General features: G+C 64.5%; 23 protein-coding genes. 18 read left to right on the plus strand and 5 right to left on the minus strand.

Going from position 1 to position 22,212, the window contains the following annotated elements:
- The coding region (locus ACTHNR_RS02430; protein ID WP_440545847.1) for a helix-turn-helix domain-containing protein at positions 1-511 on the plus strand (511 nt) is incomplete at its 5' end.
- Positions 512-637: 126 nt separating this feature from the next.
- On the opposite strand, the gene ACTHNR_RS02435 is transcribed toward ACTHNR_RS02430, so the two are convergent.
- Together ACTHNR_RS02435 and ACTHNR_RS02440 are read right to left on the minus strand one after the other, a co-directional pair.
- The gene (locus ACTHNR_RS02435; RefSeq protein ID WP_440545848.1) at positions 638-1,831 is read right to left on the minus strand and encodes a pyridoxal phosphate-dependent aminotransferase; all 1,194 of its coding nucleotides are present in this window, start codon (positions 1,829-1,831) and stop codon (positions 638-640) included.
- A gap of 131 nt (positions 1,832-1,962) precedes the next feature.
- Positions 1,963-5,559, minus strand: a complete 3,597-nt coding sequence (locus ACTHNR_RS02440; protein ID WP_440545849.1) for an indolepyruvate ferredoxin oxidoreductase family protein — start codon at positions 5,557-5,559, stop codon at positions 1,963-1,965.
- 108 nt (positions 5,560-5,667) lie between these two features.
- On the opposite strand from ACTHNR_RS02440, the gene ACTHNR_RS02445 reads away from it, so the two are divergent.
- Positions 5,668-6,573, plus strand: coding sequence for a LysR family transcriptional regulator (locus ACTHNR_RS02445; RefSeq protein WP_440545850.1), 906 nt, complete (start codon positions 5,668-5,670; stop codon positions 6,571-6,573).
- A 162-nt stretch (positions 6,574-6,735) separates the two neighbouring features.
- Positions 6,736-7,029, plus strand: coding sequence for an antibiotic biosynthesis monooxygenase family protein (locus ACTHNR_RS02450; protein WP_440545851.1), 294 nt, complete (start codon positions 6,736-6,738; stop codon positions 7,027-7,029).
- Positions 7,030-7,047: 18 nt separating this feature from the next.
- On the opposite strand, the gene ACTHNR_RS02455 is transcribed toward ACTHNR_RS02450, so the two are convergent.
- Positions 7,048-7,785, minus strand: coding sequence for an ABC transporter substrate-binding protein (locus ACTHNR_RS02455; protein WP_440545852.1), 738 nt, complete (start codon positions 7,783-7,785; stop codon positions 7,048-7,050).
- Between the two features lie 392 nt (positions 7,786-8,177).
- Between ACTHNR_RS02455 and ACTHNR_RS02460 the strand changes: the two genes are divergently transcribed.
- The gene (locus ACTHNR_RS02460) at positions 8,178-8,429 is read left to right on the plus strand and encodes a FitA-like ribbon-helix-helix domain-containing protein (RefSeq protein WP_440545853.1); all 252 of its coding nucleotides are present in this window, start codon (positions 8,178-8,180) and stop codon (positions 8,427-8,429) included.
- Positions 8,426-8,845 (plus strand): type II toxin-antitoxin system VapC family toxin, encoded by a 420-nt coding sequence (locus ACTHNR_RS02465; protein ID WP_440545854.1) that lies wholly within the window; start codon positions 8,426-8,428, stop codon positions 8,843-8,845. Before ACTHNR_RS02460 ends, ACTHNR_RS02465 begins: the two co-directional genes overlap by 4 nt.
- Here the strand turns inward: ACTHNR_RS02465 and ACTHNR_RS02470 are convergent.
- The gene (locus ACTHNR_RS02470; protein WP_440545855.1) at positions 8,817-9,776 is read right to left on the minus strand and encodes a LysR family transcriptional regulator; all 960 of its coding nucleotides are present in this window, start codon (positions 9,774-9,776) and stop codon (positions 8,817-8,819) included. The genes ACTHNR_RS02465 and ACTHNR_RS02470 overlap by 29 nt on opposite strands.
- A gap of 89 nt (positions 9,777-9,865) precedes the next feature.
- Between ACTHNR_RS02470 and ACTHNR_RS02475 the strand changes: the two genes are divergently transcribed.
- Positions 9,866-10,879 (plus strand): zinc-dependent alcohol dehydrogenase family protein, encoded by a 1,014-nt coding sequence (locus ACTHNR_RS02475; protein WP_440545856.1) that lies wholly within the window; start codon positions 9,866-9,868, stop codon positions 10,877-10,879.
- A 12-nt stretch (positions 10,880-10,891) separates the two neighbouring features.
- Here the strand turns inward: ACTHNR_RS02475 and ACTHNR_RS02480 are convergent, their stop codons facing one another.
- Positions 10,892-11,800 carry a LysR family transcriptional regulator gene (locus ACTHNR_RS02480; protein WP_440545858.1) on the minus strand — a complete coding sequence of 303 codons (909 nt, stop codon included), beginning with the start codon at positions 11,798-11,800 and terminating at the stop codon, positions 10,892-10,894.
- Between the two features lie 140 nt (positions 11,801-11,940).
- Here ACTHNR_RS02480 and ACTHNR_RS02485 point away from each other — a divergent pair, with 140 nt between their 5' ends.
- The 12 genes from ACTHNR_RS02485 to ACTHNR_RS02540 all read left to right on the plus strand — a co-directional run bounded on the left by ACTHNR_RS02485 (position 11,941) and on the right by ACTHNR_RS02540 (position 22,186).
- Positions 11,941-12,846, plus strand: a complete 906-nt coding sequence (locus ACTHNR_RS02485) for an NAD(P)-dependent oxidoreductase (protein WP_440545859.1) — start codon at positions 11,941-11,943, stop codon at positions 12,844-12,846.
- A 165-nt stretch (positions 12,847-13,011) separates the two neighbouring features.
- Positions 13,012-13,269 carry a hypothetical protein gene (locus ACTHNR_RS02490; protein WP_440545860.1) on the plus strand — a complete coding sequence of 86 codons (258 nt, stop codon included), beginning with the start codon at positions 13,012-13,014 and terminating at the stop codon, positions 13,267-13,269.
- A 141-nt stretch (positions 13,270-13,410) separates the two neighbouring features.
- Entirely contained in the window at positions 13,411-13,872 is a 462-nt protein-coding gene (locus ACTHNR_RS02495) for a DUF1992 domain-containing protein (RefSeq protein ID WP_440545861.1), read from the plus strand.
- 68 nt (positions 13,873-13,940) lie between these two features.
- Entirely contained in the window at positions 13,941-14,489 is a 549-nt protein-coding gene (gene tadA / locus ACTHNR_RS02500; RefSeq protein WP_440545927.1) for a tRNA adenosine(34) deaminase TadA, read from the plus strand.
- A gap of 46 nt (positions 14,490-14,535) precedes the next feature.
- Positions 14,536-15,462, plus strand: coding sequence for a muramoyltetrapeptide carboxypeptidase (gene ldcA / locus ACTHNR_RS02505; protein WP_440545863.1), 927 nt, complete (start codon positions 14,536-14,538; stop codon positions 15,460-15,462).
- Positions 15,463-15,681: 219 nt separating this feature from the next.
- A complete protein-coding gene (locus tag ACTHNR_RS02510; RefSeq protein ID WP_440545865.1) occupies positions 15,682-16,377 on the plus strand; it encodes a GntR family transcriptional regulator in 696 nt (231 codons plus the stop codon).
- A 269-nt stretch (positions 16,378-16,646) separates the two neighbouring features.
- Positions 16,647-18,122 carry an NCS1 family nucleobase:cation symporter-1 gene (locus ACTHNR_RS02515; RefSeq protein WP_440545866.1) on the plus strand — a complete coding sequence of 492 codons (1,476 nt, stop codon included), beginning with the start codon at positions 16,647-16,649 and terminating at the stop codon, positions 18,120-18,122.
- Positions 18,123-18,174: 52 nt separating this feature from the next.
- A complete protein-coding gene (locus tag ACTHNR_RS02520) occupies positions 18,175-18,915 on the plus strand; it encodes an aspartate/glutamate racemase family protein (RefSeq protein WP_440545867.1) in 741 nt (246 codons plus the stop codon).
- A 192-nt stretch (positions 18,916-19,107) separates the two neighbouring features.
- Positions 19,108-20,058 carry an allantoinase PuuE gene (puuE, locus tag ACTHNR_RS02525; RefSeq protein ID WP_440545868.1) on the plus strand — a complete coding sequence of 317 codons (951 nt, stop codon included), beginning with the start codon at positions 19,108-19,110 and terminating at the stop codon, positions 20,056-20,058.
- Positions 20,055-20,576: a 2-oxo-4-hydroxy-4-carboxy-5-ureidoimidazoline decarboxylase gene (gene uraD / locus ACTHNR_RS02530; protein WP_440545869.1), complete on the plus strand. Its 522-nt coding sequence runs from the start codon at positions 20,055-20,057 to the stop codon at positions 20,574-20,576. The genes puuE and uraD overlap by 4 nt, the downstream gene beginning before the upstream one ends.
- A 72-nt stretch (positions 20,577-20,648) precedes the next feature.
- Positions 20,649-21,662 carry an allantoicase gene (gene alc / locus ACTHNR_RS02535; protein ID WP_440545871.1) on the plus strand — a complete coding sequence of 338 codons (1,014 nt, stop codon included), beginning with the start codon at positions 20,649-20,651 and terminating at the stop codon, positions 21,660-21,662.
- Positions 21,663-21,673: 11 nt separating this feature from the next.
- Complete coding sequence (locus ACTHNR_RS02540; RefSeq protein ID WP_440545872.1) at positions 21,674-22,186, plus strand: ureidoglycolate lyase; 513 nt, start codon at positions 21,674-21,676, stop codon at positions 22,184-22,186.
- Positions 22,187-22,212 lie beyond the last annotated feature (26 nt).

A 22,212-nucleotide genomic window follows, 5' to 3' on the forward strand; every position in this document is an offset into this window, starting at 1 on the left:
CGCCGTCGAAGCGGCGACCCCCCCGCTGATCGACGCGGCAGTTCGTTTGCTGCGACTGCTCGATGCGCCGGACGACGTGCCCGCGCTCGCGCCGCTGATCGAGCGGGAAATCCTCTATCGTCTACTTCGCGGCCCGCATGCCGACATGCTGCGTCAGATCGCGTTTCACACGGGACGCATTTTTCGGATTCAGAAAGCGATCGCTTTCATCCGGCAGCACTATGCGGAAGCGTTCGCCATCGACGATCTCGCCTCGATCGCGGACATGAGCGTTTCAACTTTCCATGCGCAATTCAAGGCTGCGACTCACATGAGCCCTTTGCGCTTTCGTACGCAGATTCGCTTGCAGGAGGCGCGCCGTCTCATGCTGGTGGAAGGGCTGGGTGCGGCGGAAGCGGGCTTTCGCGTCGGCTACGAGAGCCCGTCGCAATTCAGCCGGGAGTACGGTCGGCTGTTCAATGCGCCGCCCAGACGCGACGCGGCAGAGCGAAAGGCCTCGGCGCTCGCCTGAGCGTGACGGCGGAATTGAATTTCGACGCAAATGGCGGTGCAAGCACAAACATAGACGTAGACGAGTGGCGCTTACACCGGATGGCGTCTGGACACACGCGAGACCAGCCGGCTCGGGCCGCCGTGCCTAAGCCGCCTTTTCCAAGAACCCTTGCAGCCGCTTCACCCCTTCATCGAGCCGCTGCACATCGCATGCGTAGCACCACCGCACGAACCCTTCGCCCTCGGGGCCGAACGCGCTGCCGGGCGCGAGCCCGAGCCGCGCTTCGCGCACGAGTCGCTTGCAAAACGCCAAGCTATCCTGCGCGCCGGCCAAGCGGAAGAAGACGTACATTGCACCTTCGGGCGAATGCACGTCGACGCCGGGCACCTTCGACAGCGCGCTCACGAGATGATCGCGCGCGGCCCTCAGGCGCACGTTCTCACCTTGGATAAACGGCGTTCCGTCGCGCACGGCCACGACGCCGGCTTCTTGCACGAACGACGGGGCGCACGACGTGTTGTATTCGATGAGTTTGCCCAGATCGTCGGTGAGGGCGCTGGGCAGCACCATCCAGCCGAGCCGCCAACCGGTCATCAGCCACGACTTGGAGAACGAGTTGACGCAGATGACGCGCTCGTCGCGCTCGGCGAGGTCCAAAAACGAAGGCGCCGCCGGTTGCGCACCGTAGTACAGACGTTCGTAGACTTCGTCGGCCAGAATCCAGATGCCGTGGCGGCGGCAATGGTCGAGCACCGCTTGCTGCGCCTCTCGCGGCATGACCCAGCCCGTAGGGTTGCTCGGCGAGTTGACGGTCAAAAGCTTCGTATCGGGCTTGAGCGCGGAAAGGAGCTTATCGACGTCGAGCGTCCAGCCTAGATCGCCGTAGTCGAGAGAGACGGTATCGACCTGTGCGCCGAGGATCTTCGGGATCTCGACCACGTTCGGCCACAAGGGTGTCACGGCGACGGTGCGATCGCCCGGCCCGACGACCAATTGCGCAGCCAACATCAGGGCATTGACGCCGGCGCTCGTCACGGCCACGTGGTCCATCGTCGTGCGGCCGTGCAACTCCGTCACGTAGCCGGCCAGTGCGTCGCGCAACGGGGCGATGCCGAGGTTGTGCGTGTAAAAAGTCGCCCCGCGCGACAGCGCTTGCGCGGCTGCGTCGCGGATGAAATCGGGCGTGACGCGGTCGGACTCGCCGAACCAGAACGGCAGGACATCGGGCAATCCGAACCCCGCGTTCGCCACTTCGCGGATGCGCGAGGCGCGCAAGGCACGAATCGAGTCGCGGGCAGCGACGGGAACGTCCGCCGTAGCGAGAGGGTTGGCGTTCATGGGGTGCGTTGTCCTTTTTTCGACGAACTAGGAGACTGGGGCAGTGAACTCGCTCGTGCGGCGTGTCACCGGTATGAAACCATACCAGAGGCATAAAGAACCGGCATGAAAGAGATCGCTTGCCCTCGGGTTCACGCTGTGGCGGCGTGATCTTGCGGCGAGCGGTACTCGGCCAGCAGTCGCTCCTTCTTCTTGGCCGCCGCCGCGATATTGCGCTCCTTGACGTGACCGAAACCGCGAATCTCGTCAGGCAAGTTCGCCAACTGCACCGCAACCGCCAGACGCCGGCTGTCGAGCGATGCGCAAAACTCATCGACGAGCGCGACGTAGTCGGCGATCAATTGCCGCTCGCCGCGCCGCTCGGCGGTTTTACCGAACACATCGAACGCCGTTCCTCGCAGCCCTTTCATTTTCGCCAAGACGCGAAACACCGGCAGCACCCAAGGGCCGAAGCGCGTCTTCTGCAGATGCCCATGTTCGTCACGCCTGGCCAGCAGCGGCGGGGCGAGATGGAAGCTCAGCTTATAGTCGCGGCCTGGCTCGCCCTCGAACTGCTGGCGCAGTTTGGTTAAATAGGCCGGATCCGCGTAAAGGCGGGCGACTTCGTATTCGTCCTTGTAAGCCATCAGCTTCGCGAGGTTTACCGCCACGGCCTTCGTGAGCGGCAGCTTCGTATCGCCCCCGAGTTGCGCTTCCTTTGCTCGAATGCGGTCGATCACGGTGCGATAGCTGCGCGCGTACGCTTCGTCCTGATAGGCCGTCAGCAACGCCTCGCGCTTCGAAACGACTTGATCGAGCGATTCCGGCATATGCACGACCACCGTCTGCTGCTCGGCGCTGGGCTTGAGCACAGCCGCGATGGCCGCATCCCCGTAATGCGCGAGGTGACGGCCCCAGTGGAAGGCTTGCTGATTCTTCTGCACCGCTACGCCGTTGAGCTCGATCGCGCGCAGCAGGCTCGCGAGTTCCAGCGGCAGCCAGCCCTTTTGCCAAGCGAAACCGAGCAGCAACGGGTTGCTGTAGATCGTATCGCCGAGCAGTTTCAGCGCAAGCGCGTTGGCGTCGATGAACGAACAGCCGTTGCCCAGGTTGTCGCGCAGCACGGCTTCGGTCTGCGTGCCGGGGAACCTCCATTTCGGGTTCTTGATGAAGTCCGCGGTGGGCGTCGCGCCGCTGTTGACGGCGGCGACGGTTACGCCATGCTGCGTGCGGGAGAGCACGTCGCTGGACGCGGATACGATTGCATCGCAGCCGATCACGAGCCGCGCCTCGCCGGTGGCGATGCGCGTGGCGTGCAGGGCGCTGGGCGCGGCGGCTATCTGCACATGGCTCAGCACCGCGCCGCCTTTCTGCGCGAGCCCGGCCATGTCGAGCACGGTCACCCCTTTGCGTTCGAGGTGGGCCGCCATGCCGATCAATCCGCCGATCGTGACCACGCCCGTGCCGCCGACGCCCGTGACGAGCACACCGTACGGCTTCGCGAGCGCGGGGAGCGACGGCAGCGGCAATGCATTGAAATCGGGCGTTGCCGTGCCGGCATCGCGCGTAGTGGCGGGCTTTCGAAGCTGCGCGCCCTCAGCGGTCACGAAGCTCGGGCAAAAGCCTTTCACGCAGGAAAAATCTTTGTTGCACGAAGACTGGTTGATCTTGCGCTTGGTGCCGAGCGGGGTGTCGAGCGGCTCGACGGACAGGCAATTCGATTGCACGGAGCAATCGCCGCAGCCTTCGCATACCGCGTCGTTGATGAACGCGCGGCGGGCAGGGTCCGGGTAAGTACCGCGCTTGCGGCGGCGGCGTTTTTCCGTGGCGCACGTTTGATCGTAGATCAGCACGGTGGTGCCCGCCGTATCGCGCAAGGTGCGCTGCACGGCGTCGAGGCGATCGCGGTGGTGCACGTCCACGCCTGCCGGTAGCGCAACGCCCGCGCCGTATTTCTCGGGTTCGTCGGTCACGATGACGATGCGCTTGGCGCCTTCCGCGTGCACCTGATGTGCGATCTGCGGCACCGTCAGCACGCCGTCGACGGGTTGTCCGCCCGTCATCGCCACGGCGTCGTTATAAAGAATCTTGTACGTCACGTTCGCGCTGGCCGCGATCGCCGCACGGATCGCGAGCAAGCCCGAATGGAAATAGGTGCCGTCGCCAAGATTGACGAACACGTGCTTGTCGCCGGAAAAATGCATCTGCCCGAGCCAAGCCACGCCTTCGCCGCCCATCTGGCTGAACGTCTCGGTCTTGCGGTCCATCCACATCGACATGTAGTGGCAGCCGATACCGGCCAGCGCGCGCGAGCCCTCGGGCACGTTCGTCGAAGTGTTGTGCGGGCAGCCCGAGCAAAACCACGGCTTGCGTTCGACGGCGACACGCGGCTTCGTCGCCTCGCGTTCTTTCGCCTCGATGAGCGCCACGCGCGCGAGCATGCGCGCACGCACGTCCTCGGGCAACTGCACGCGCGAAAGGCGCCGCGCGATGGCTTTCGCGATGAGCGCGGGCGACAGTTCATAGTGAGCGGGCAACAGCCAGTCGCCGCGCGGCACGGACCATTCGCCACCTTCGTTGTCTCGCTCGTCGAACTTGCCGTAGATCTTCGGGCGAACGTCTTCCCGCCAGTTGTACAGTTCTTCCTTCAGCGCGTATTCGAGTATTTGGCGCTTTTCCTCGACGACCAGAATTTCCTCGAGGCCAGTGGCGAAGGCTCGTGCGTCTTGCGCGTCGAGCGGCCATACGCACCCGACTTTCAAGAGGCGCAGGCCGATGCTCGCGCACGTCTCGTCGTCGAGGCCCAAATCGCTGAGCGCTTGACGCACGTCTAAATACGCCTTGCCCGCGGTGATGATGCCGAAACGCGGCTTGGCGGAATCGATGACGACGCGATTGAGCTTGTTGGCTCGAACATAGGCCAGCGCGGCATACCACTTCTCGTCGAGCAAGCGGGCCTCTTGCGCCAGCGGCGCGTCGGGCCATCGGATATTGAGTCCAGGCGGGGGAAGGGTGAAGTCGGTAGGCGTGACGATTTGGACGCGATCGGGATCGAGATCGATCGATGCGGTCGATTCGATCACATCCGTCACGCACTTCATCGCAACCCATAGGCCCGAATAGCGGCTCATCGCCCAGCCATGCAAGCCGTAGTCGAGGTATTCCTGCACGTTCGCGGGGTACAGCACCGGGATGCCTGCCGCGATGAGCGCATGCTCGGATTGATGCGCGACCGACGACGATTTGGCCGCATGGTCGTCGCCGGCCAGCACGAGCACGCCGCCGCGCGCATCGCTGCCCGCGGAATTGCCGTGTTTGAACACGTCGCCGGTGCGATCGACGCCGGGCCCCTTGCCGTACCACATGGCGAAGACACCGTCGCGCGTGGCGCCGGGCCATAAGTTGATCTGCTGCGTGCCCCACACGGCGGTGGCCGCCAAGTCCTCATTGACGCCGGGCTGAAAGACGATGTCGTTCGCCTTCAGGTGCGTCTTTGCCTTCCAGAGCGATTGGTCGAGCGCGCCGAGCGGGGAGCCGCGATAGCCGGAGATGAAGCCAGCGGTGTTCAGGCCGGCCTTGAGGTCTCGAGCCTTCTGCAGCATCGGCAGCCTGACGAGCGCTTGCGTCCCGCTGATGTATACGCGGCCTTTGTCGAGGGTGTATTTGTCGTCGAGCGACACGGCGTGCGCGGGGGAGGCGGACGATTCGCTCGCCGGCTCGCGGGCGACGGATTGGTCGGGCGCATTCATGAGGGGGACTGTCTCCGGAAAAGACCGAGGTGCTTTTTTCGCCGAGTATAGGAACCGCAACGGATATCGTAAAATCACAAATTGGCAATCCGGGTATTCGAAAAACAGATGGCATTCGATCTCACGCTGCGACAGCTGCGCTACTTCGTAGCGGCGGCGCAAACGGGCCAGTTTTCGATGGCGGCGGCGAACGAGCATGTCTCGCAGTCGGCGATTACGAACGCGGTTCTGGCGCTGGAAAGCGGACTCGCAACGCGCCTGTTCGAGCGGTTGCCGCACGGCGTGGCGCTGACAGCGGACGGTCAGGACTTTTACCAGCATGCGCGGCGCGTGCTGGACGCGGCGAGCGACGCTGTGCACAAGCCGCCGTTTCGTTCGCATGACATGCGCGGCGTCGTGCGGGTCGCCGCGTCATATACGGTGCTGGGCTACTTCTTGCCGGAATTGCTCGCACGCTTTCGCGCGACCTATCCGTTCATCGAGTTCGATCTTCGCGACATGGAGCGGGTGGAAATCGAACAGGCGGTGCTGGACGGCGAGACCGACATCGGCGTGGTGCTGCTTTCGAATGTCGAAAAGCCGAGCCGCTTCGGCCGGCAGGTGCTGATTCGGTCGCGCCGGCAGCTATGGGTGGCGCCGTCGCACCCGCTTGCGCAAGTGGAGGAACCTTCGCTGAAGGACATCGCCGCGCATCCGTACATCTTGATCACGGTCGACGAGGGCGAGCAATCGGCGCTGCGCTATTGGAAGAAGACGGGGCTCGAGCCGAATGTCGCGTTTCGCACGAGCTCGATGGAAGCGTTGCGCGGACTGGTGGCGCACGGCTTCGGCGTGACGGTCTTGTCGGACATGGTGTTCCGCCCATGGTCGCTGGAAGGCAAGCGTATCGAAGCGCGGCCGATTGTCGATGCCGTGCCTCAAATGGACGCGGGCATGATTTGGTTGAAAGGGGCGCCGCTTAGCGGGCCCGCCACCGCGCTACAGCAGTTTCTGATTCATGCGTGCAGCACGTGAGGCCTGCACGCGCGATAGAGCCTTCCCGCACGGCGGTGGCGTCGTCGGTCCAAGCATAGTAATGTGGCGGTCGCATGGAATTCGTTTCGCCGCTTGCTTCGTTCGAGCGAACCGTATGCCGCCCTGCGACGCGATATTCACCCCCTACCGACTGGAGGAAACGTGGTTCTCGAAATGGCTCATATCGACATACTCCCCGGCAAAAACGAGGAATTCGAAGCGCGCGTGAAAGAAGCGCTGCCGCTATTCGCCCGGGCGAAGGGGTGTGGAGGGGCCGAACTGCACCGCGTAATCGAGCATGATGCGCGATACGTGCTGATCGTGCGTTGGGAAACCGTGGAGAACCATATGGTCGACTTCCGGCAATCCGAAGATTTCCAAACTTGGCGAGGCTTGGTTGGCGCCTTTTTCGCCCAGCCTCCGGTCGTCGTGCACACCGAGGTGAAGGTGAAGTAATCGGGCTCGCCGAGCGACTCAGCGAACGCTCGGCGCCACGCCGGCGCCGGCGATCTTATGCCGCCGCAGCGCATCGGCGACGAAGCCCGATGTTTTCATTTCCTCGACGAACTCGGCTAGCGCGGCCGCGGCGGCGTGGCCGCGGCTCTTCGGCGTTCCCATCGCCTGCGCAATGACCATGAACCGCTCGCCGAGCAAGCGAAGCCCCGTTGTTTTGCCTGCATCCGCTTCGAGCTGTTGTTTGACGCCCGCGGCCACTTCCAGGTTTTGTTCCAAGAAAGTCTGCACGACGGCTTGCGAACTCGGCGCGCGGACGATGCTCGCGCGCTTCAGTTCGCGCGTGAGGAACAGGTCGTACGCGCTGCCTTTTCCGACAGCGACACGGTTTCCGGGCACATCGACCGCCTCGTTCGTTTTGATCGAGGAGTGTTCGCGCACGAGATAGAAGCCTTCGATCAACACGTACGGCGCGGTGAACGCGATTTTTTCCCCGCGCAACGGGTCGACCGCGAAAAAGCCGAAATCGGCGCGGTCCTCGCCCACCGCCTCGACCGATTTGCCGGCCGTGTCGAACACGATCAGTTCTAGCTCCACCCGCAGCTTCGAGGCGAACGCGCGAGCAAGGTCGATCGACACGCCGAAGGGCTCGCCCGATTCGGGATCCTTGTTGGCGAGAATCGGATTTCCCAAGTTGATCGACGCGCGAAGCTTGCCGGTAGGCGTGAAGGCGGCGACGACTGACGGATCGATTTGCATGGCGGCTTCCTTGTGACGATCGAGCGTGGGGCCCGCCAATCATACCGATGAAGACGCCGGCCGAAAATCGCGCCGCGCGATGACGGAAATCTGAGCGGCGGCTCGTCGGCGGGCTCGATCGGCCGTTCGGACGACTTCGACAGCGGCCGTCGGCGGCCGACAATGAAAGCCCATCCAACGTCGAAGGTTGTCGATGACACGTGAATCAGGAAAGAGCGTCGGCGCGCCCATGCGCACTCGGCTTTACGAGCGCCCCGAGCGCCGTGCGTCGCAGGCGCAGCCGCGGCGCGCCGTGCGGCACACCCGCCCCGAAACCACCTTGCACGCCCGTGGGTTGTGCGGAATGCAATCATTGATTAAAATGCAATCAATGATTAACGGAGGGCCCCCGCATGGCAAGCATGACGATTCGCAATATCGACGATCACCTCAAATCCCGCTTGCGCGTTCAGGCTGCGAAGCATGGCCGCTCGATGGAAGACGAAGCGCGGGACATCTTGCGTGCCGCGCTGTCGACGCAGGACGAGGGCAGCGGACAAAGTCTGATCGGCTCTATTCGCCGCCGAATCCTGCCGGTTGGCGGCATCGATCTGGACTTGCCGGCTCGCGAAGCGATTCGGAACCCGGCGGATTTCGGCGCATGATCGTTCTAGACACCAATGTTCTCTCGGAAACACTGAAGTCGGCGCCCGATCCCCGCGTGATCGGATGGTTCGAGGCTCAGCGGCGCGCCGCGCTTTTCACGACAACGATCACGCGCGCGGAGATTCTGTACGGGCTCGCGCTTTTGCCCGACGGTGCCCGGAAGCAGAGTTTGTCCGCGGCAATCGGCGCCATTTTCGAGGAAGACTTCGCCGGCAGGTTGCTTGGCTTCGACAGCGATGCCGCCGAGATCTATGCGCAGATCGCCGTGTCGCGCAAGTGCGCCGGGCGGCCGATCAGCCAGTTCGATGCGATGATCGCCGCCGTGGCCCGCTCCAGAGGGGCGACGCTCGCAACGCGTAACGTCAAGGACTTCGAAGAATGCGGCGTTACGCTGGTCGATCCATGGGCGCAGTGACTGGTCCGCGCCATGGCGGCGCCGGTGAAAACAACCGAGCGATCCAATCGATGAAAGCGCGCGTTTTCGAGGGCAGCAGCCGGTTGGACGGCACGACCGCGTAAATCGCCCCTTCGTCTTCCGGCAGCCATTCCTCGAGCACCGGCACGAGCGTCCCTGCCGCCAACTCCCGGCCGACGAGCCAGTCGGTGCTCAACATAATTCCCAAGCCGCGCACGGCGGCATGCACGAGCGCTTCGGCGTCGTCCGATACCATCGGGCCGTCCGCGCGGATCGTGACGCGCTCGCCGTTCGCATTGGCGAATGTCCAATGCGGATGCGAGGCCAAGCCCGCGAAGGCAAGGCACGCGAGCCGCTCGAGCGCCTCGGGCCGCGCAGGCGAGCCGTGGCGCTCGAGAAACGAAGGGGCGGCGCAGAGCAGCCGCCGGCGAGGCGCAATGCGCCGAGCGACCAATCGCGAATCGGCCAGTTCGCCCAGCCGCACGGCCAGGTCGTACCCTTGCGCCACCAGATCGACGAATCGATTCGAGTACGACGCGTCGATGCGTACCTGTGGGTGCGCCGCGATGAAATCGGGCAAATATGGCGCAATCCACATGCGTCCGAACGTGGCCGGCAGCGCCAATCGAAGCGTCCCGCGCGGCGCGCCGCTGCCATGGGCCGACGCTTCTTCTTCGGCATCGGCCAGCGCAGCGGCGATGGCTTGCGCCCGCGCAAGAAACCCAACGCCTGCTTCGGTCAGCGCCACATGACGCGTGGTGCGAGCGAAGAGGCGCACACCGAGCCGCCGCTCGAGCGACTGCACGCGTCGCGAAAGTACCGTGGCGTCGCGGCCAAGCACGGCCGCCGCCTTCGTAAACGACCTTTGTTCCGCCACAGCCGCGAACGCGGCGAGCTCGGCGACGTGATTTCCATCCGGCCATTGCTGCATGGTGTGCACGAGTATCGTGTAAATGGATCAGTTTATACCTTGTCGATGCATGAGTAATCTGTGGCTCATTCAACCCAAGGAGCTCAGTCATGCGTGCTATCGAACTATCCGCACCTTCCCTCGACGGCCTGCGCGCCGTGAACCTGCCGCAGCCCGAGCCGGGCCCTGGCGAAGTGCTTGTCCGGATGCGCGCGGCGAGCTTGAACTTCGTCGACCTCGCGGTCGCAACGGGGCGTTATCCGGTTCCGCGTTTTCCGTTGATCCCGGTGGCGGATGGGGCGGGCGAAGTGGCCGAGGTCGGCGCCGGGGTGACCGAGTTCGCCGTGGGGCAGCGCGTGATTCCGCATTCGAAGCCCCTTTGGGTCGGCGGCCCGGCGCGCCTCGAGACAAGCCGAGCTACGCGGGGCGTGGTATTGCCTGGATCCTTGGCGGAATACGTCGTCCTGCCCGCCAGCGCGCTGGTGCCGACGCCCGCGCATTTGAACGACGAAGCCGCCGCGACGCTGCCTATTGCCGCGACCACGGCCTGGCGCGGCTTGCGCGCCGCCAACGTGCGCCCTGGGTCCGTTGTCGCGCTGATAGGCACGGGCGGCGTCAGCGTGCTCGCATTGCAACTCGCGAAGGCAGCGGGGGCGACCGTCGTCATCACGTCTTCCTCCGATGAAAAGCTCGAGCGGGCGAGGGCGCTCGGCGCCGATTACACGATCAACTACCGCAGCACGCCGGCGTGGGACGAGGCGGTGCGCGAGATGACCGGAGGCAACGGGGCCGACCTGGTCATCGAAACCGGCGGTACGCAAACGTTCGGCCGATCGGTCAATGCCGCCGCGGCCGGCGGCACGGTCTTCGTCATCGGCTTCGTGACGGGGACGACGGCACAGGCCGATCTTTTCGCGATCATGACGAAGGAATTGAACGTTCAAGGCAATACGACCGGCTCCGTGGCTGATTTGCGAGATGTCGCGCGTGCCATCGCCGCCAGCAAGATCGCGCCGGTGGTCGACAAGACGTTCCCGATCGGCGAGACGCCGCAAGCCTATGCCTACCTCGCGCAAGGCGGGCAGCATTTCGGGAAGATCGCGATTGCGCACGAGGGGCGCTGAGGTCGACTCAGCTCAACTTGACTTAGCTCGAGCGCTGCGCACGGGGCGTTTGCGCGCCGCTCGACACTGCGCGACGATGACTTCTCGCAGCAAGTCGGCGAGCGCATGGGCGTCGTCGTCGGCACGGGCCGCGCGATGCAGCACCACATCCACGAAACCGAGCGGTGGCGCGCCCGTCATCATGCCGAGCCCGTCGGGGGGCGCGAGCGCAGTCCGCGCCGTGACGCCGAGGCCCGCGCGCATGCCGCACCATAGGCTGGCAAGGCTCGGCGTCGTCATGGCAATGCGCCATGCAACGCCGGCGCGCGAGAGGGAATCGATCGCCATATCGCGGAACAAGCAAGGGCCATCGAATACCGCCAGCGGTACCGTCGACTGTGCGTCGAGCCGGTGCAGCGCGGGCAGGCATGCGAGCCATACGGCCGGAATCGTCGCGATACGCTCGCCGCCGCCCGTGCCGGGCTTCGCGAACGCCACGGCGGCATCGAGCTTGCCGCTTGCGACGTCGGCCGCCAATTCGAAGTTTCGTCCCGCCTTCACTTCCACCTGGACTTGCGGCTTTACGTCGGCGTAGCGCGCGAGCAGATCCTGCAGGATCACATCGGCGAAATCCTGCGGGATGCCCACGCGCATCGCCGCTCGCGTGTTTACCGCGCCCAGCGCCGAGCCGAGCTCGTCGTTCAGCGCGAGCACGCGTCGGGCGTATTGCAGCAGGACATTGCCGGCTTCCGTCGGTACCAGGCCGCGGCCGTGGCGTTTGAAAAGGGGTTGTCCCGCTTGCGATTCGAGCTTGCGCAATTGCATGCTGACGGCGGACGGCGACCGATGAAGGCGTGCCGCCGCGTGCGAGAAACCGCCCAGTTCGACGCCGACGACCATCGTCCGCAGCGCGTCCATATCGAAATTAAGAGGATGGCTCATTTTCGATTTCCTGAAATGGCAATTCGAAACAATGCGATTTTCAGAACGATAGCAAATCCGTAGCATCGACTGGGAATGCTCGATGAGGTCGATCTCGTCCACGAGTTCGACCATCTCACCATCACTGAGAGGAAGATGCGATGACGCCGGCGCCGGTGGGGTTCATTGGTTTGGGAACGATGGGTGAGCCGATGGCGCTCAACCTGAGAAAAGCGGGCGTTCCGCTCATCGTCTGGAATCGTTCGGCGGATAAGCGGGCAGTATTGGCGCGCTCGGGCGCACAGGTCGCCGATAATGCGGCGCAGGTGTTCGAGCGGTGCGAGATCGTCCTCTTGATGCTAGTCAACGCCGAAGCGGTCGACCTTGTGCTTGCTCGTGGGGAGCCGGCCTTCAGAGCGCGCGTGGGAGGGCGCACGATCGTCCATATGGGAACGACGGCGCCTGGCTATTCGGCGGGCCTCGAGCAAGCCGTGCGTGCCGCGGGCGGGCGCTATGTGGAAGCGCCCGTATCGGGATCGCGCAAACCGGCCGAAGCGGCGCAACTCGTGGCGATGCTCGCAGGCGAGCGAGAGGCGGTCGACGCCGTCGCGCCGCTTGTCGCGGCCATGTGCAAGCAAACCGAGTACTGCGGCGACGTGCCCGGCGCGCTGACGATGAAACTCGCCGTCAACCTCTTCTTGATCACGATGGTCACGGGTCTCGCGGAGGCGGCGCACTTCGCGCGCAAGCAGGGCCTGGATCTCGCCCGGTTCGTCGCGATCGTGGATGCGGGGCCGATGGCGAGCGATGTCTCGCGCGTGAAAGCCGCGAAGCTGCTGCATCGGAACTTCGACGTGCAGGCGAGCATAGAAAACGTGCTGGACAACAACCGGCTGGTGGCCGAGGCGGCGCGCGCCGCAGGCATTGCTTCGCCGCTGCTCGACGTGTGCCACGCCTTGTATCGCGAAACGCGCGAGTTGGGATTCGGCGGCGCGGACATGGCCGCGGTGATCAAGGCGATCGAAGAAAGGACAGCAGGCGTTCCGAGAGGCGGCGGGTGCGACTAGCCAAACGCGCGATGGCGCCTTCGGCGCGCAGATCGTGGGATGGGCCGCGGTGCGATCGACAGTGGACGATTGCCGTCACCGGGTATATAAGAGACTGAAGAACCGGTCCCGCGGCGGCAGCCTGAGGGACCGACCCATACAAATCAAGTCGATAGGAATTGACCCATGACGCCCGATCCGAACCGGCCCGAGCAAGAATCCACGCCGCCCGAAATGGGCCACCTCAACGACGCGCTCAACCACGTCGATACGCTGCTGTCGTCCGGCAACATCGCCGTCAGCGCCGCCAAGGGCCTCCTTTATAGCCTAATCGAGACGCTGGGCGCCCTCGTCGGCGACCCCGATCTGCCCGAGCACAGCCGGGCAGGCTACGAGGGCCTGCTCGAAACAGCGCGAGAGCTGCGCGCGAAAATCGGGAAATAGCGCGGCAGAGCACGCCCGGACCGCCGCCCGGCCCCGCCCGGCGGGCCGGAGAGGGTCGCGCCCGTTTCCCGAGCGTTGGCTCCAGAAAACCGGACTCGACTCCCTGCTAAAATGCGCTCGCCGCAATGTAGTGGATCGCAGATGAAATTGCTTGATGCCTTGGTCGAACAGCGCATTGCCGCTGCCGCCGCACGTGGCGAGTTCGACGACTTGCCGGGTGCCGGGGCGCCGCAGGAACTCGACGACGACTTGCTCGTGCCCGAGGAAGTCCGTGTCGCCAATCGCATACTGAAGAATGCCGGTTTCGTGCCGCCCACGGTCGAGTTGTTGCGCTCGCTGCGCCACCTGGAAGAGGAGCTCAGCGTCACGGGCGACCGAGCCACGCGTTGCGGCTTGCAAGCCAAGCTGCTCGCGCTCGACATGGCGCTGGAGTCGTTGCGCGGCGCGCCCACGGCTGTGCCGCGCGAGTATTGCCGTCGCATCGCGGAACGGCTCTCCGAGCGAGCCTCGGGAGACGAAGGCGACAATGAATCCGAAGCCGCAACCGAATCCGAGACGGCAAATGCGGCGCACCGTCCGCAACAACGCGCGAGGCTCTCGTGACGACGCCGTTCGCACGGCCCGACGGGGACGGTCATCCGCGAGCCGATGGCTCCGACGATGGAGCCTCGGTGGGGGTGACGCCGGAAGCGTTAGCCGTGTCCGAGCGTGACCGTCGCTTTATGACGCTGGCGCTGGAGGCCGCGGAATCGGCGCGAGCGGCCGGGGAAGTGCCTGTCGGCGCGGTTCTCGTGCGCGGCGATGAAGTCGTTGCGACCGGCTTCAATCACCCGATCGGCGCCCACGACCCCTCCGCTCACGCCGAAATGGCCGCGTTGCGCGCCGGAGCTCGATCGCTGCAGAACTACCGGCTGCCAGGGTGCGAACTCTTCGTCACGCTCGAGCCGTGCCTGATGTGCGCGGGCGCCATCATGCATGCGCGCATCGCGCGCGTCGTCTTCGGCGCGCACGATCCGAAGACAGGGGCTTGCGGGAGCGTCGTCGACGCTTTTGCCAATACGCAACTCAATCACCACACCCAAGTGATGGGCGGTGTGCTCGGGACCGAGTGCGGCGATGCGCTCCGTTCGTTTTTTGCGCACCGGCGTCAAGCCATCCGCGCCGAGCGTGCCGCGGCCGCGGAGCGGGCGCGCTCGTGCGCGCCGGACCAGCCCGTTTGAGCGTCATACCCGTGCCCGTGCGCACTCATCGTTTCGTTCGCCGACCATGACCCGTCCCCGCACCATCGAAATCGTCGCTCCATCCGGATATCCGCCCGACGAGGCCGCGGCGAAGCGGGGCATCGATCTGCTGCGAAATCTGGGGCACAGGGTGCTCGGCGAGGAAGCAGCGCAGCGCCGCCATCTCCGATTCGGCGGCGCCGACGATGAGCGCGCCGCCGACTTGAACAGGCTGGCGGATCCGGCTCATGAGCTGCCGGATATCGTGCTCGCTTTACGCGGCGGCTATGGCGCCGTGCGTCTCTTGGGTCGTCTCGACTATGCCGGGCTCGAGCGGCGGCTGACCGGCGCGCCGGTCGCGCTGTGCGGGCACAGCGATTTCACGGCGATTCAACTCGCGTTGTTCGCGCGGGCGGGCCTCGTCACGTTCGGCGGCCCGATGCTGACGGCGAACTTCGGCGCGCAAACCCCCAGCGCTTTTACGCTCGAGCACTTTTGGCGCGCGCTCGAATCGCCCGAATTCACGGTACGCGAACCGGCTCGGCAGACGAGCGAGATCGATGTAGACGGTACGTTGTGGGGCGGCAACCTGGCGATGATCGCCTCGCTCGTCGGCACGCCTTACATGCCGAACATCGACGGCGGCATTCTATTCATCGAAGACGTGAACGAGCACCCGTACCGCGTCGAACGCATGCTTTATCAACTCCATTTGGCCGGCATCCTCTCGCGCCAGCAGGCGCTCGTGCTCGGCGATTTCACGGGCGGCAAACTCTCTCCCTACGACAACGGCTACGACTTGCCCGCGGCGCTCGCGCAAATTGCCGGCGTCGCCGGCGTCCCGATAGTGACTGGGCTGCGTTTCGGTCATGGCGCCGATCTCGTCACGCTTCCCTTTGGTGCACGCGCGCGGCTGAAGGCGGGGCACGACGGCTTTTCGCTGACCATCACCGGTCATCCCACCCTGCGCTAGCGGCGCAGCGGCCTTCGTCGGCCACGCATCGACAGATTGTTGACAATTTATCGATCGATTCGCCGCTTCACATCGGTGCGTCGGTCGGCCTAATGTGCACGCCGGTGGCGCATCGATGCACCAAGTAGCGGATTTGTCGATGGAATTCGACGCCAAGAAATTTTCGATGCCGCCCAATAAATTGTTGACAATCTTTATGTCGAATCTACTATACCCAACATGTCGCCGCCGAAATTGTCCGAGCCCGTTACGCCCGCCGCCCTTGCCGAACGCATTCGCGATGCGATTCTCGAGCACCGGCTGGACCCCGGAGCGAAGCTGACCGAGGCGCAGTTGTGCGAGGTGTTCGGCGTCAAGCGCGGCACGGTGCGCCAAGCGCTGTCGTTGCTCGCGACCGAACATCTCGTCGACTTGGAGCCGAATCGCGGCGCCTTCGTGGCCAGCCCATCGCTCCGAGAAGTGCATGAAGTGTTCGAGATGCGTCGCATCGTCGAGGGCGCGGTCATCGAGCGCGTGTGCCGCAATCAGGGCGGGCAGGGCGCGGCGCATTTGAAGGTGATCGGAAAGATGATCGAGCGCGAGCGCAAGGCGTTCGAGCAGCGCGACTTTCGTTCATGGATTCGCCTGTCAGGCGAATTCCATACCGAGCTTGCCGCATTGACTGGCAATCGGGTCCTGTGCGATTGCTTGGGCGGCTTGGTGGCGCGCTCTACGTTGATTTCGGCGCTCTATGAATCGCTCGGACGCAGTCCATGTTCATTCGACGAACATGCTCGAATCGTCGACGCGATCAAAGCGGGCGATGCGGTTCGCGCCTCGGAGCTGATGGTGCGGCATTTGGAAACGGTCGAACTGAAGATGCTCGATCGGCCCGCGCGCGGGGCGGCCGACTTGCGCGAAGTTTTCGGCGCCTAGGCGAGGCGAGCCGCCTGGCGTCGCGCGGCCCGTTCAATTCGATAACGACGCGTACGGACTGCGCTGCAGAGCTCTGACGAAGCCGATTGGCCTTTTGCTCGCTCGTTTAGGACAACTAAATAAGTAGTTGATCAAGATCAGCTCGCTTTTCTCTCGGGGCGATGGCCGCAGAACGCGCCGACTGCGACCGATTCGACGAGGCGCTTCGTCGTGCGCAGGCATGAACGGATGCCGCGCAGCAACGCTCTGACCTTTCACGGGAGATGCTCATGCCTGACTTGACCGTACCGACCGATGCCGGCGCCGTCGGCCCATCGCGCAGCCGCAATGGGGTCGATCTGCCCGCCGGCTACAGCGAACGACTATGCAATGCCGATCTCGCGCCGCTGCGCGATCAGCATTGGGGCGCTTACAACATCTTCGCGTTTTGGATGTCCGATGTGCACAGCGTGGGCGGCTACGTCTTCGCGGGCAGCTTGTTCGCGCTCGGTTTGACGAGTTGGCAAGTGCTGATTGCACTGCTCGTGGGCATCGGTATCGTGAATGTCTTTGCCAACTTGATCGCGAAATCGAGCCAGCGCAACGGCGTGCCTTACCCCGTCATCTGCCGCGCCACGTTCGGCGTGCTCGGCGCGAACATTCCGGCCGTGATCCGCGGCCTCATCGCCGTGGCGTGGTACGGGATCCAGACGTATCTCGCCTCGAGCGCATTCGTCATCGTCCTGCTCAAGTTCGCCCCGCAGCTCATGCCTTATGCCGACGTCCATCGCCACGGCTGGCTCGGCCTGTCCGCGCTCGGCTGGTCCGGCTTCATGCTGCTGTGGGTGCTGCAAGCGCTGGTCTTTTGGAATGGGATGGAGACGATCAAGAAGTTCATCGACTTCGCCGGGCCGGCGGTCTATGTCGTCATGTTCATCCTGGCCGGCTACATGGTGGCGCGAGCCGGGTTTTCGAACATCAGTCTCAACCTCGGGACGGTGAAGTATCACGGTTGGGAGGCGTTGCCGGTCACGATTACGGCCATCTCGCTCGTGGTGTCGTACTTCTCTGGACCGATGCTCAACTTCGGAGACTTCTCGCGCTATTGCAAGAGCTACGAGAGCGTGAAGCGCGGCAATTTTTGGGGGCTGCCGGTCAACTTTTTGGCGTTCTCGCTCGTCACGGTCGTCACGACCTCGGCCACGCTTCCCGTCTTCGGCGAATTGATCACCGACCCGGTCGCCACGGTCGGACGCATCGATCATCCGTTCGCCGTGGTGCTGGGTGCGCTCACGTTCATGATCGCCACCATCGGCATCAACATTGTCGCCAATTTCGTCTCGCCGGCGTTCGATTTCTCCAATGTGGCGCCTAAGCACATCAGCTGGCGCGCGGGCGGCATGGTCGCCGCCACGGCCTCGGTGTTCATCACGCCGTGGAATCTATTCAACAACCCGGCCGTCATCCACTACACGCTCGATGTGCTCGGTTCGTTCATCGGCCCGCTGTACGGCGTGCTGATCGTCGATTACTTCATCGTCAAGCGGCAACGCGTCGTGCAGGACGATCTGTATTCGATGTCGGAATCGGGAGAGTACTGGTACCGAGGCGGCGTGAATTGGCGCGCGGTCGCGGCCGTGCTGCCGGCGGCGGCCATTGCCGTCGCATGCGTCATGACGCCGGCGCTGGCGCCGCTCGCCAACTTCTCGTGGTTCATCGGCGTCGGGCTCGCCGCAGCGTTCTATTGGCTCGCGGCGCGCGCCTAAGGCGCAAGTTCGGCTTCGTGTCCGACTTCTCATGCATTGGAAGGAAAGGGCGTTGAAAATCAAGCTCATCAATCCCAACACGACCGCGCGCATGACCGACGCCATGGCGCGATGCGCACGCTGCATCGCCGCACCCACGACGGAGGTCGTGGCCGCCACGTCGATCATGGGCCCGCCGTCGATCGAAAGCTGGTACGACGAGTCGCTCGCGTTGCCCGGATTGCTTGCCCAAGTCGCCGCCGGCGAGGGGGAAGGCGTCGACGGCTATGTCATCGCCTGCTTCGGCGATCCGGGCCTGTTCGCCGCGCGCGAGTTGGCGCGCGGGCCGGTCATCGGCATCGCCGAGGCGGCGATGCATGCGGCAAGCATCGTCGCGCCGGGCTTTTCCGTCGTGACGACGCTCGCGCGCACGACGGGCATGGCATGGCATCTGGCCGAGCGTTACGGCATGAAGCGGTTCTGCCGCAACGTGCGCGCGATCGACGTGGCAGTGCTCGATCTGGACAAGCCCGGCGCCGCGGCCCGGCGTCTCATCGTCGACGAATGCCGCCGCGCGCTCGAGACCGACGGCGCCGATGCAATCGTACTGGGCTGCGCCGGCATGGCCGATCTCGCCCGTGAGATCGAGGACGCGATCGGCGCGCCCGTCGTCGAAGGCGTCACGGCGGCGCTCAAGTGGGTCGAGGCCCTCGTCGGCCTCGGGCTCAAGACGGCCAAGCGCGGGGAGTATGCCCGCCCGCTGCCCAAGCGCTACGACGGCCCACTGGCCGATTTCAGCCCGCGCGATGCCTGACGGGGCAGGGCCGGAGCGGCCCGAAGCGGGCCGGACATACGCGTGCGGTGACCCCGGTTATCGGCCTGCCCGTATGGGCGCGTATCGGCCTTTTCTATACACTGATTCGACCGATTTGAGCCTTGCTACGGGCAGAGCGTCCGCCGCAACGCCGCATCGTCGTCATCCAACGCCTTGCCACGAGTCTTTGCCATGACATTCGACGCTCGCTACCCGCGCGACCTGATCGGCTACGGCCGGCACCCGGTAGAGGCCAATTGGCCGGGGCGCGCACGTGTCGCCGTCCAGTTCGTTCTCAACTACGAGGAGGGCGGGGAGAATTGCGTCCTGCACGGCGATCCGGCCTCCGAGCAGTTTCTGTCCGAAATCGTAGGCGCCGCCGCCTATCCGGCGCGGCACATGAGCATGGAGTCGATCTACGAGTACGGCTCGCGCGCAGGCGTCTGGCGCATCTTGCGGGAATTCGAAAAGCGCAGCCTGCCGCTGACCGTTTTCGGCGTCGGCATGGCGATCGAACGCCATCCCGAGGTGGCGCGCGCCTTCGTCGAATTAGGGCACGAGATCGCTTGTCATGGTTGGCGGTGGATCCACTATCAAGACATGACGCCGGAGCGCGAGGCCGAGCATATGCGGCTCGGCATGGAGGCGATCGAGCGTGTCACGGGTGTGCGGCCGCTCGGCTGGTACACGGGCCGAGACAGCCCGAACACGCGACGGCTCGTGGCCGAATACGGCGGTTTTCTTTACGACTCGGACTACTACGGCGACGATCTGCCGTTTTGGACGGAAGTCGAAGTGACGAGCGGCGCAAAGCAGCCGCAACTGATCGTACCTTACACGCTCGACACGAACGACATGCGTTTCGCGACGCCGCAGGGCTTCAACACGGCCGATCATTTTTTCACGTACCTGCGCGACGCGTTCGACGTGCTTTACGAAGAGGGCGACGAAGCGCCGAAGATGCTCTCGATCGGCATGCACTGCCGGCTCTTGGGGCGGCCCGGACGTTTTCGCGCATTGCAGCGTTTTCTCGATCATATCGAACGGCACGAGCGCGTCTGGGTGGCGCGCCGCGTCGACATCGCGCGCCACTGGCGCGCGCATCATCCCTACCAGTCGAATACGGACAGCGCGCGCACATGAAGCCGATGCAATACACGTTGGAAGAACTGAACGCCATGCCGAAAGACGCCTTCCAGGCCGCGCTCTCGGGCATTTTCGAGCATTCGCCCTGGGTGGCGGAGCAGGCGGCGGACGCCCGGCCCTTTGCGAGCATCGACGCGCTTGACGCGGCGATGCGCGGCATCGTCGCCAATGCGGGCGATGCGCGCCAACTCGCCCTGATCAACGCCCACCCGGAACTCGCGGGCAAGGCGGCGGTGCGCGGCGAGCTGACGGCGGAATCGACGCGCGAGCAAAGCGGTGCGGGCCTTGCGCACTGCACGCAGGCGGAATTCGACAAGCTCCAACGACTGAACGCGGCGTATCGCGAGAAGTTCGGCTTTCCGTTCATTCTCGCCGTGCGTGGCTACGATCGCGCCGGCATCATCGCGAATTTCGAAGCGCGGGTGAACAATGGGCGTGACGAAGAATTGCGCACGAGCCTCGAGCAGATTTACCGCATCGCACGGTTTCGCATCGACGATCTGGTGACCGCGTAACGCGATGCGGCGATAGTACGTTTGATTGGCAGTACGAACGAATTGACAGAACAGACACGAAGGACGACAACGATGGCTCTCCCGATTCTCGACCCGAACGCTCCCGATTTCACCCGCCGCTACGTGAACCTGGCCGATCCGCGGCTCGGGGCGCAGGCGCTCGAGGCGAGCGACGAATTCTTCGCGCCGAAGGCGCGCATGCTGAACCCCGAGCCGGCCGTGTTCATTCCGGGCAAGTACGACGAGAACGGCAAGTGGATGGACGGATGGGAGACGCGCCGCAAGCGCACGACCGGCTACGACTGGTGCGTCGTCAAGCTCGCGCGTGCAGGCGTCGTGAAAGGGCTCGATATCGATACGAGCCATTTCACGGGCAATTTCCCGCCGGCCGCCTCCGTCGAGGCTGCTTTCGTGGCGGGCGGCGCGCAGCCCGACGGCGCCACCGAGTGGAGCGAAATCGTGCCGTCCACGACGCTGCAGGGCAACAGCCACCACTACCTCGAGGTGACCGATGGGCAGGCCTACACGCACATTCGGTTGAATTTGTACCCGGACGGCGGCGTGGCGCGTCTGCGCGTCTACGGGCAGCCGCAGGTCGATTGGGCCAACGCGAGCCGAGGCGAGCCTGTGGATTTGGCTGCGATGGAAAACGGCGCCTATATCGTCGCCGCGAACAATCAGCACTTCGGCGCCGCGTCGAATCTCTTGATGCCGGGGCGCGGGGTCAACATGGGCGACGGTTGGGAGACGCGCCGTCGGCGCGAGCCGGGCAACGATTGGACCATCATCGCATTGGCGCGGCCCGGCACGATCTCCAAGGTCGAAGTCGACACCGCCTTTTTTAAGGGCAACTACCCCGATCGCTGCTCGATCCAGGCAGCGTACGTCAAGGGCGGCACCGACAGCTCGCTCGTCACGCAGGCCATGTTCTGGCCGACGTTGCTTAGCGAGCAGAAGCTGCAGATGGACAAGCAGCATTACTTCGAAGCCGAACTGGCCGCGCTCGGCCCCGTCACGCACCTTCGCTTGAACATCATTCCGGATGGCGGCGTCTCGCGACTGCGCGCGTGGGGCATGGTGCAATGAACGGCGCGCGTATGAAGACGCTGCCGATCGAGCCGCTGACGCGCGCGGCGTTCGCGCCGTTCGGCGACGTCATCGAACTCGAAGGGGCGCGGCAGATTCCGATCAACCTCGGGACGACGACGCGCTATCACGATCTCGCGCGAGTCGACGTTGCCGACGAAGGCGGGCGTCCGCTCATCAACGTGTTCCGCGGTCAGCCGCGGGCGCTGCCTTTCGAAGTGACGATGCTCGAGCGTCACCCGCTTGGCTCGCAGGCATTCGTGCCGCTGACCGACAAGCCGTATATCGTCGTCGTGGCGTTGGCCGGTTCGCTCGCGCCCGAAGCGGTCCGTGCGTTCGTGACACGGGGGTGGCAGGGCGTCAATTACGCAAAAGGGGTCTGGCACCACCCCTTGATCGCACTGGACGCGGTCAGCGACTTCATCGTGGTGGACCGAGGGGGAGAGGGGCCGAATTGCGATGAGCAAACGCTGCCGGAATCGCTCTGGCTGACTGCGGAAGCCCTCGCTCGAGCGCAGCGCTAAGCCTTCAAACCTTTCAATCCTACGAA

Origin of the sequence: Trinickia sp. (assembly GCF_051954495.1) — a bacterium.
Classification (GTDB): domain Bacteria; phylum Pseudomonadota; class Gammaproteobacteria; order Burkholderiales; family Burkholderiaceae; genus Trinickia.

Coding starts and splice junctions, on each gene's coding strand:
- ACTHNR_RS02435 (WP_440545848.1), bottom strand. CDS start 1,831: ATGAACGCCAACCCTCTCGCTACGGCGGACGTTCCCGTCGCTGCCCGC.
- ACTHNR_RS02440 (WP_440545849.1), bottom strand. CDS start 5,559: ATGAATGCGCCCGACCAATCCGTCGCCCGCGAGCCGGCGAGCGAATCG.
- ACTHNR_RS02445 (WP_440545850.1), top strand. CDS start 5,668: ATGGCATTCGATCTCACGCTGCGACAGCTGCGCTACTTCGTAGCGGCG.
- ACTHNR_RS02455 (WP_440545852.1), bottom strand. CDS start 7,785: ATGCAAATCGATCCGTCAGTCGTCGCCGCCTTCACGCCTACCGGCAAG.
- ACTHNR_RS02460 (WP_440545853.1), top strand. CDS start 8,178: ATGGCAAGCATGACGATTCGCAATATCGACGATCACCTCAAATCCCGC.
- ACTHNR_RS02465 (WP_440545854.1), top strand. CDS start 8,426: ATGATCGTTCTAGACACCAATGTTCTCTCGGAAACACTGAAGTCGGCG.
- ACTHNR_RS02470 (WP_440545855.1), bottom strand. CDS start 9,776: ATGCAGCAATGGCCGGATGGAAATCACGTCGCCGAGCTCGCCGCGTTC.
- ACTHNR_RS02475 (WP_440545856.1), top strand. CDS start 9,866: ATGCGTGCTATCGAACTATCCGCACCTTCCCTCGACGGCCTGCGCGCC.
- ACTHNR_RS02480 (WP_440545858.1), bottom strand. CDS start 11,800: ATGAGCCATCCTCTTAATTTCGATATGGACGCGCTGCGGACGATGGTC.
- ACTHNR_RS02485 (WP_440545859.1), top strand. CDS start 11,941: ATGACGCCGGCGCCGGTGGGGTTCATTGGTTTGGGAACGATGGGTGAG.
- ACTHNR_RS02490 (WP_440545860.1), top strand. CDS start 13,012: ATGACGCCCGATCCGAACCGGCCCGAGCAAGAATCCACGCCGCCCGAA.
- ACTHNR_RS02495 (WP_440545861.1), top strand. CDS start 13,411: ATGAAATTGCTTGATGCCTTGGTCGAACAGCGCATTGCCGCTGCCGCC.
- ldcA (WP_440545863.1), top strand. CDS start 14,536: ATGACCCGTCCCCGCACCATCGAAATCGTCGCTCCATCCGGATATCCG.
- ACTHNR_RS02510 (WP_440545865.1), top strand. CDS start 15,682: ATGTCGCCGCCGAAATTGTCCGAGCCCGTTACGCCCGCCGCCCTTGCC.
- ACTHNR_RS02515 (WP_440545866.1), top strand. CDS start 16,647: ATGCCTGACTTGACCGTACCGACCGATGCCGGCGCCGTCGGCCCATCG.
- puuE (WP_440545868.1), top strand. CDS start 19,108: ATGACATTCGACGCTCGCTACCCGCGCGACCTGATCGGCTACGGCCGG.
- uraD (WP_440545869.1), top strand. CDS start 20,055: ATGAAGCCGATGCAATACACGTTGGAAGAACTGAACGCCATGCCGAAA.
- alc (WP_440545871.1), top strand. CDS start 20,649: ATGGCTCTCCCGATTCTCGACCCGAACGCTCCCGATTTCACCCGCCGC.
- ACTHNR_RS02540 (WP_440545872.1), top strand. CDS start 21,674: ATGAAGACGCTGCCGATCGAGCCGCTGACGCGCGCGGCGTTCGCGCCG.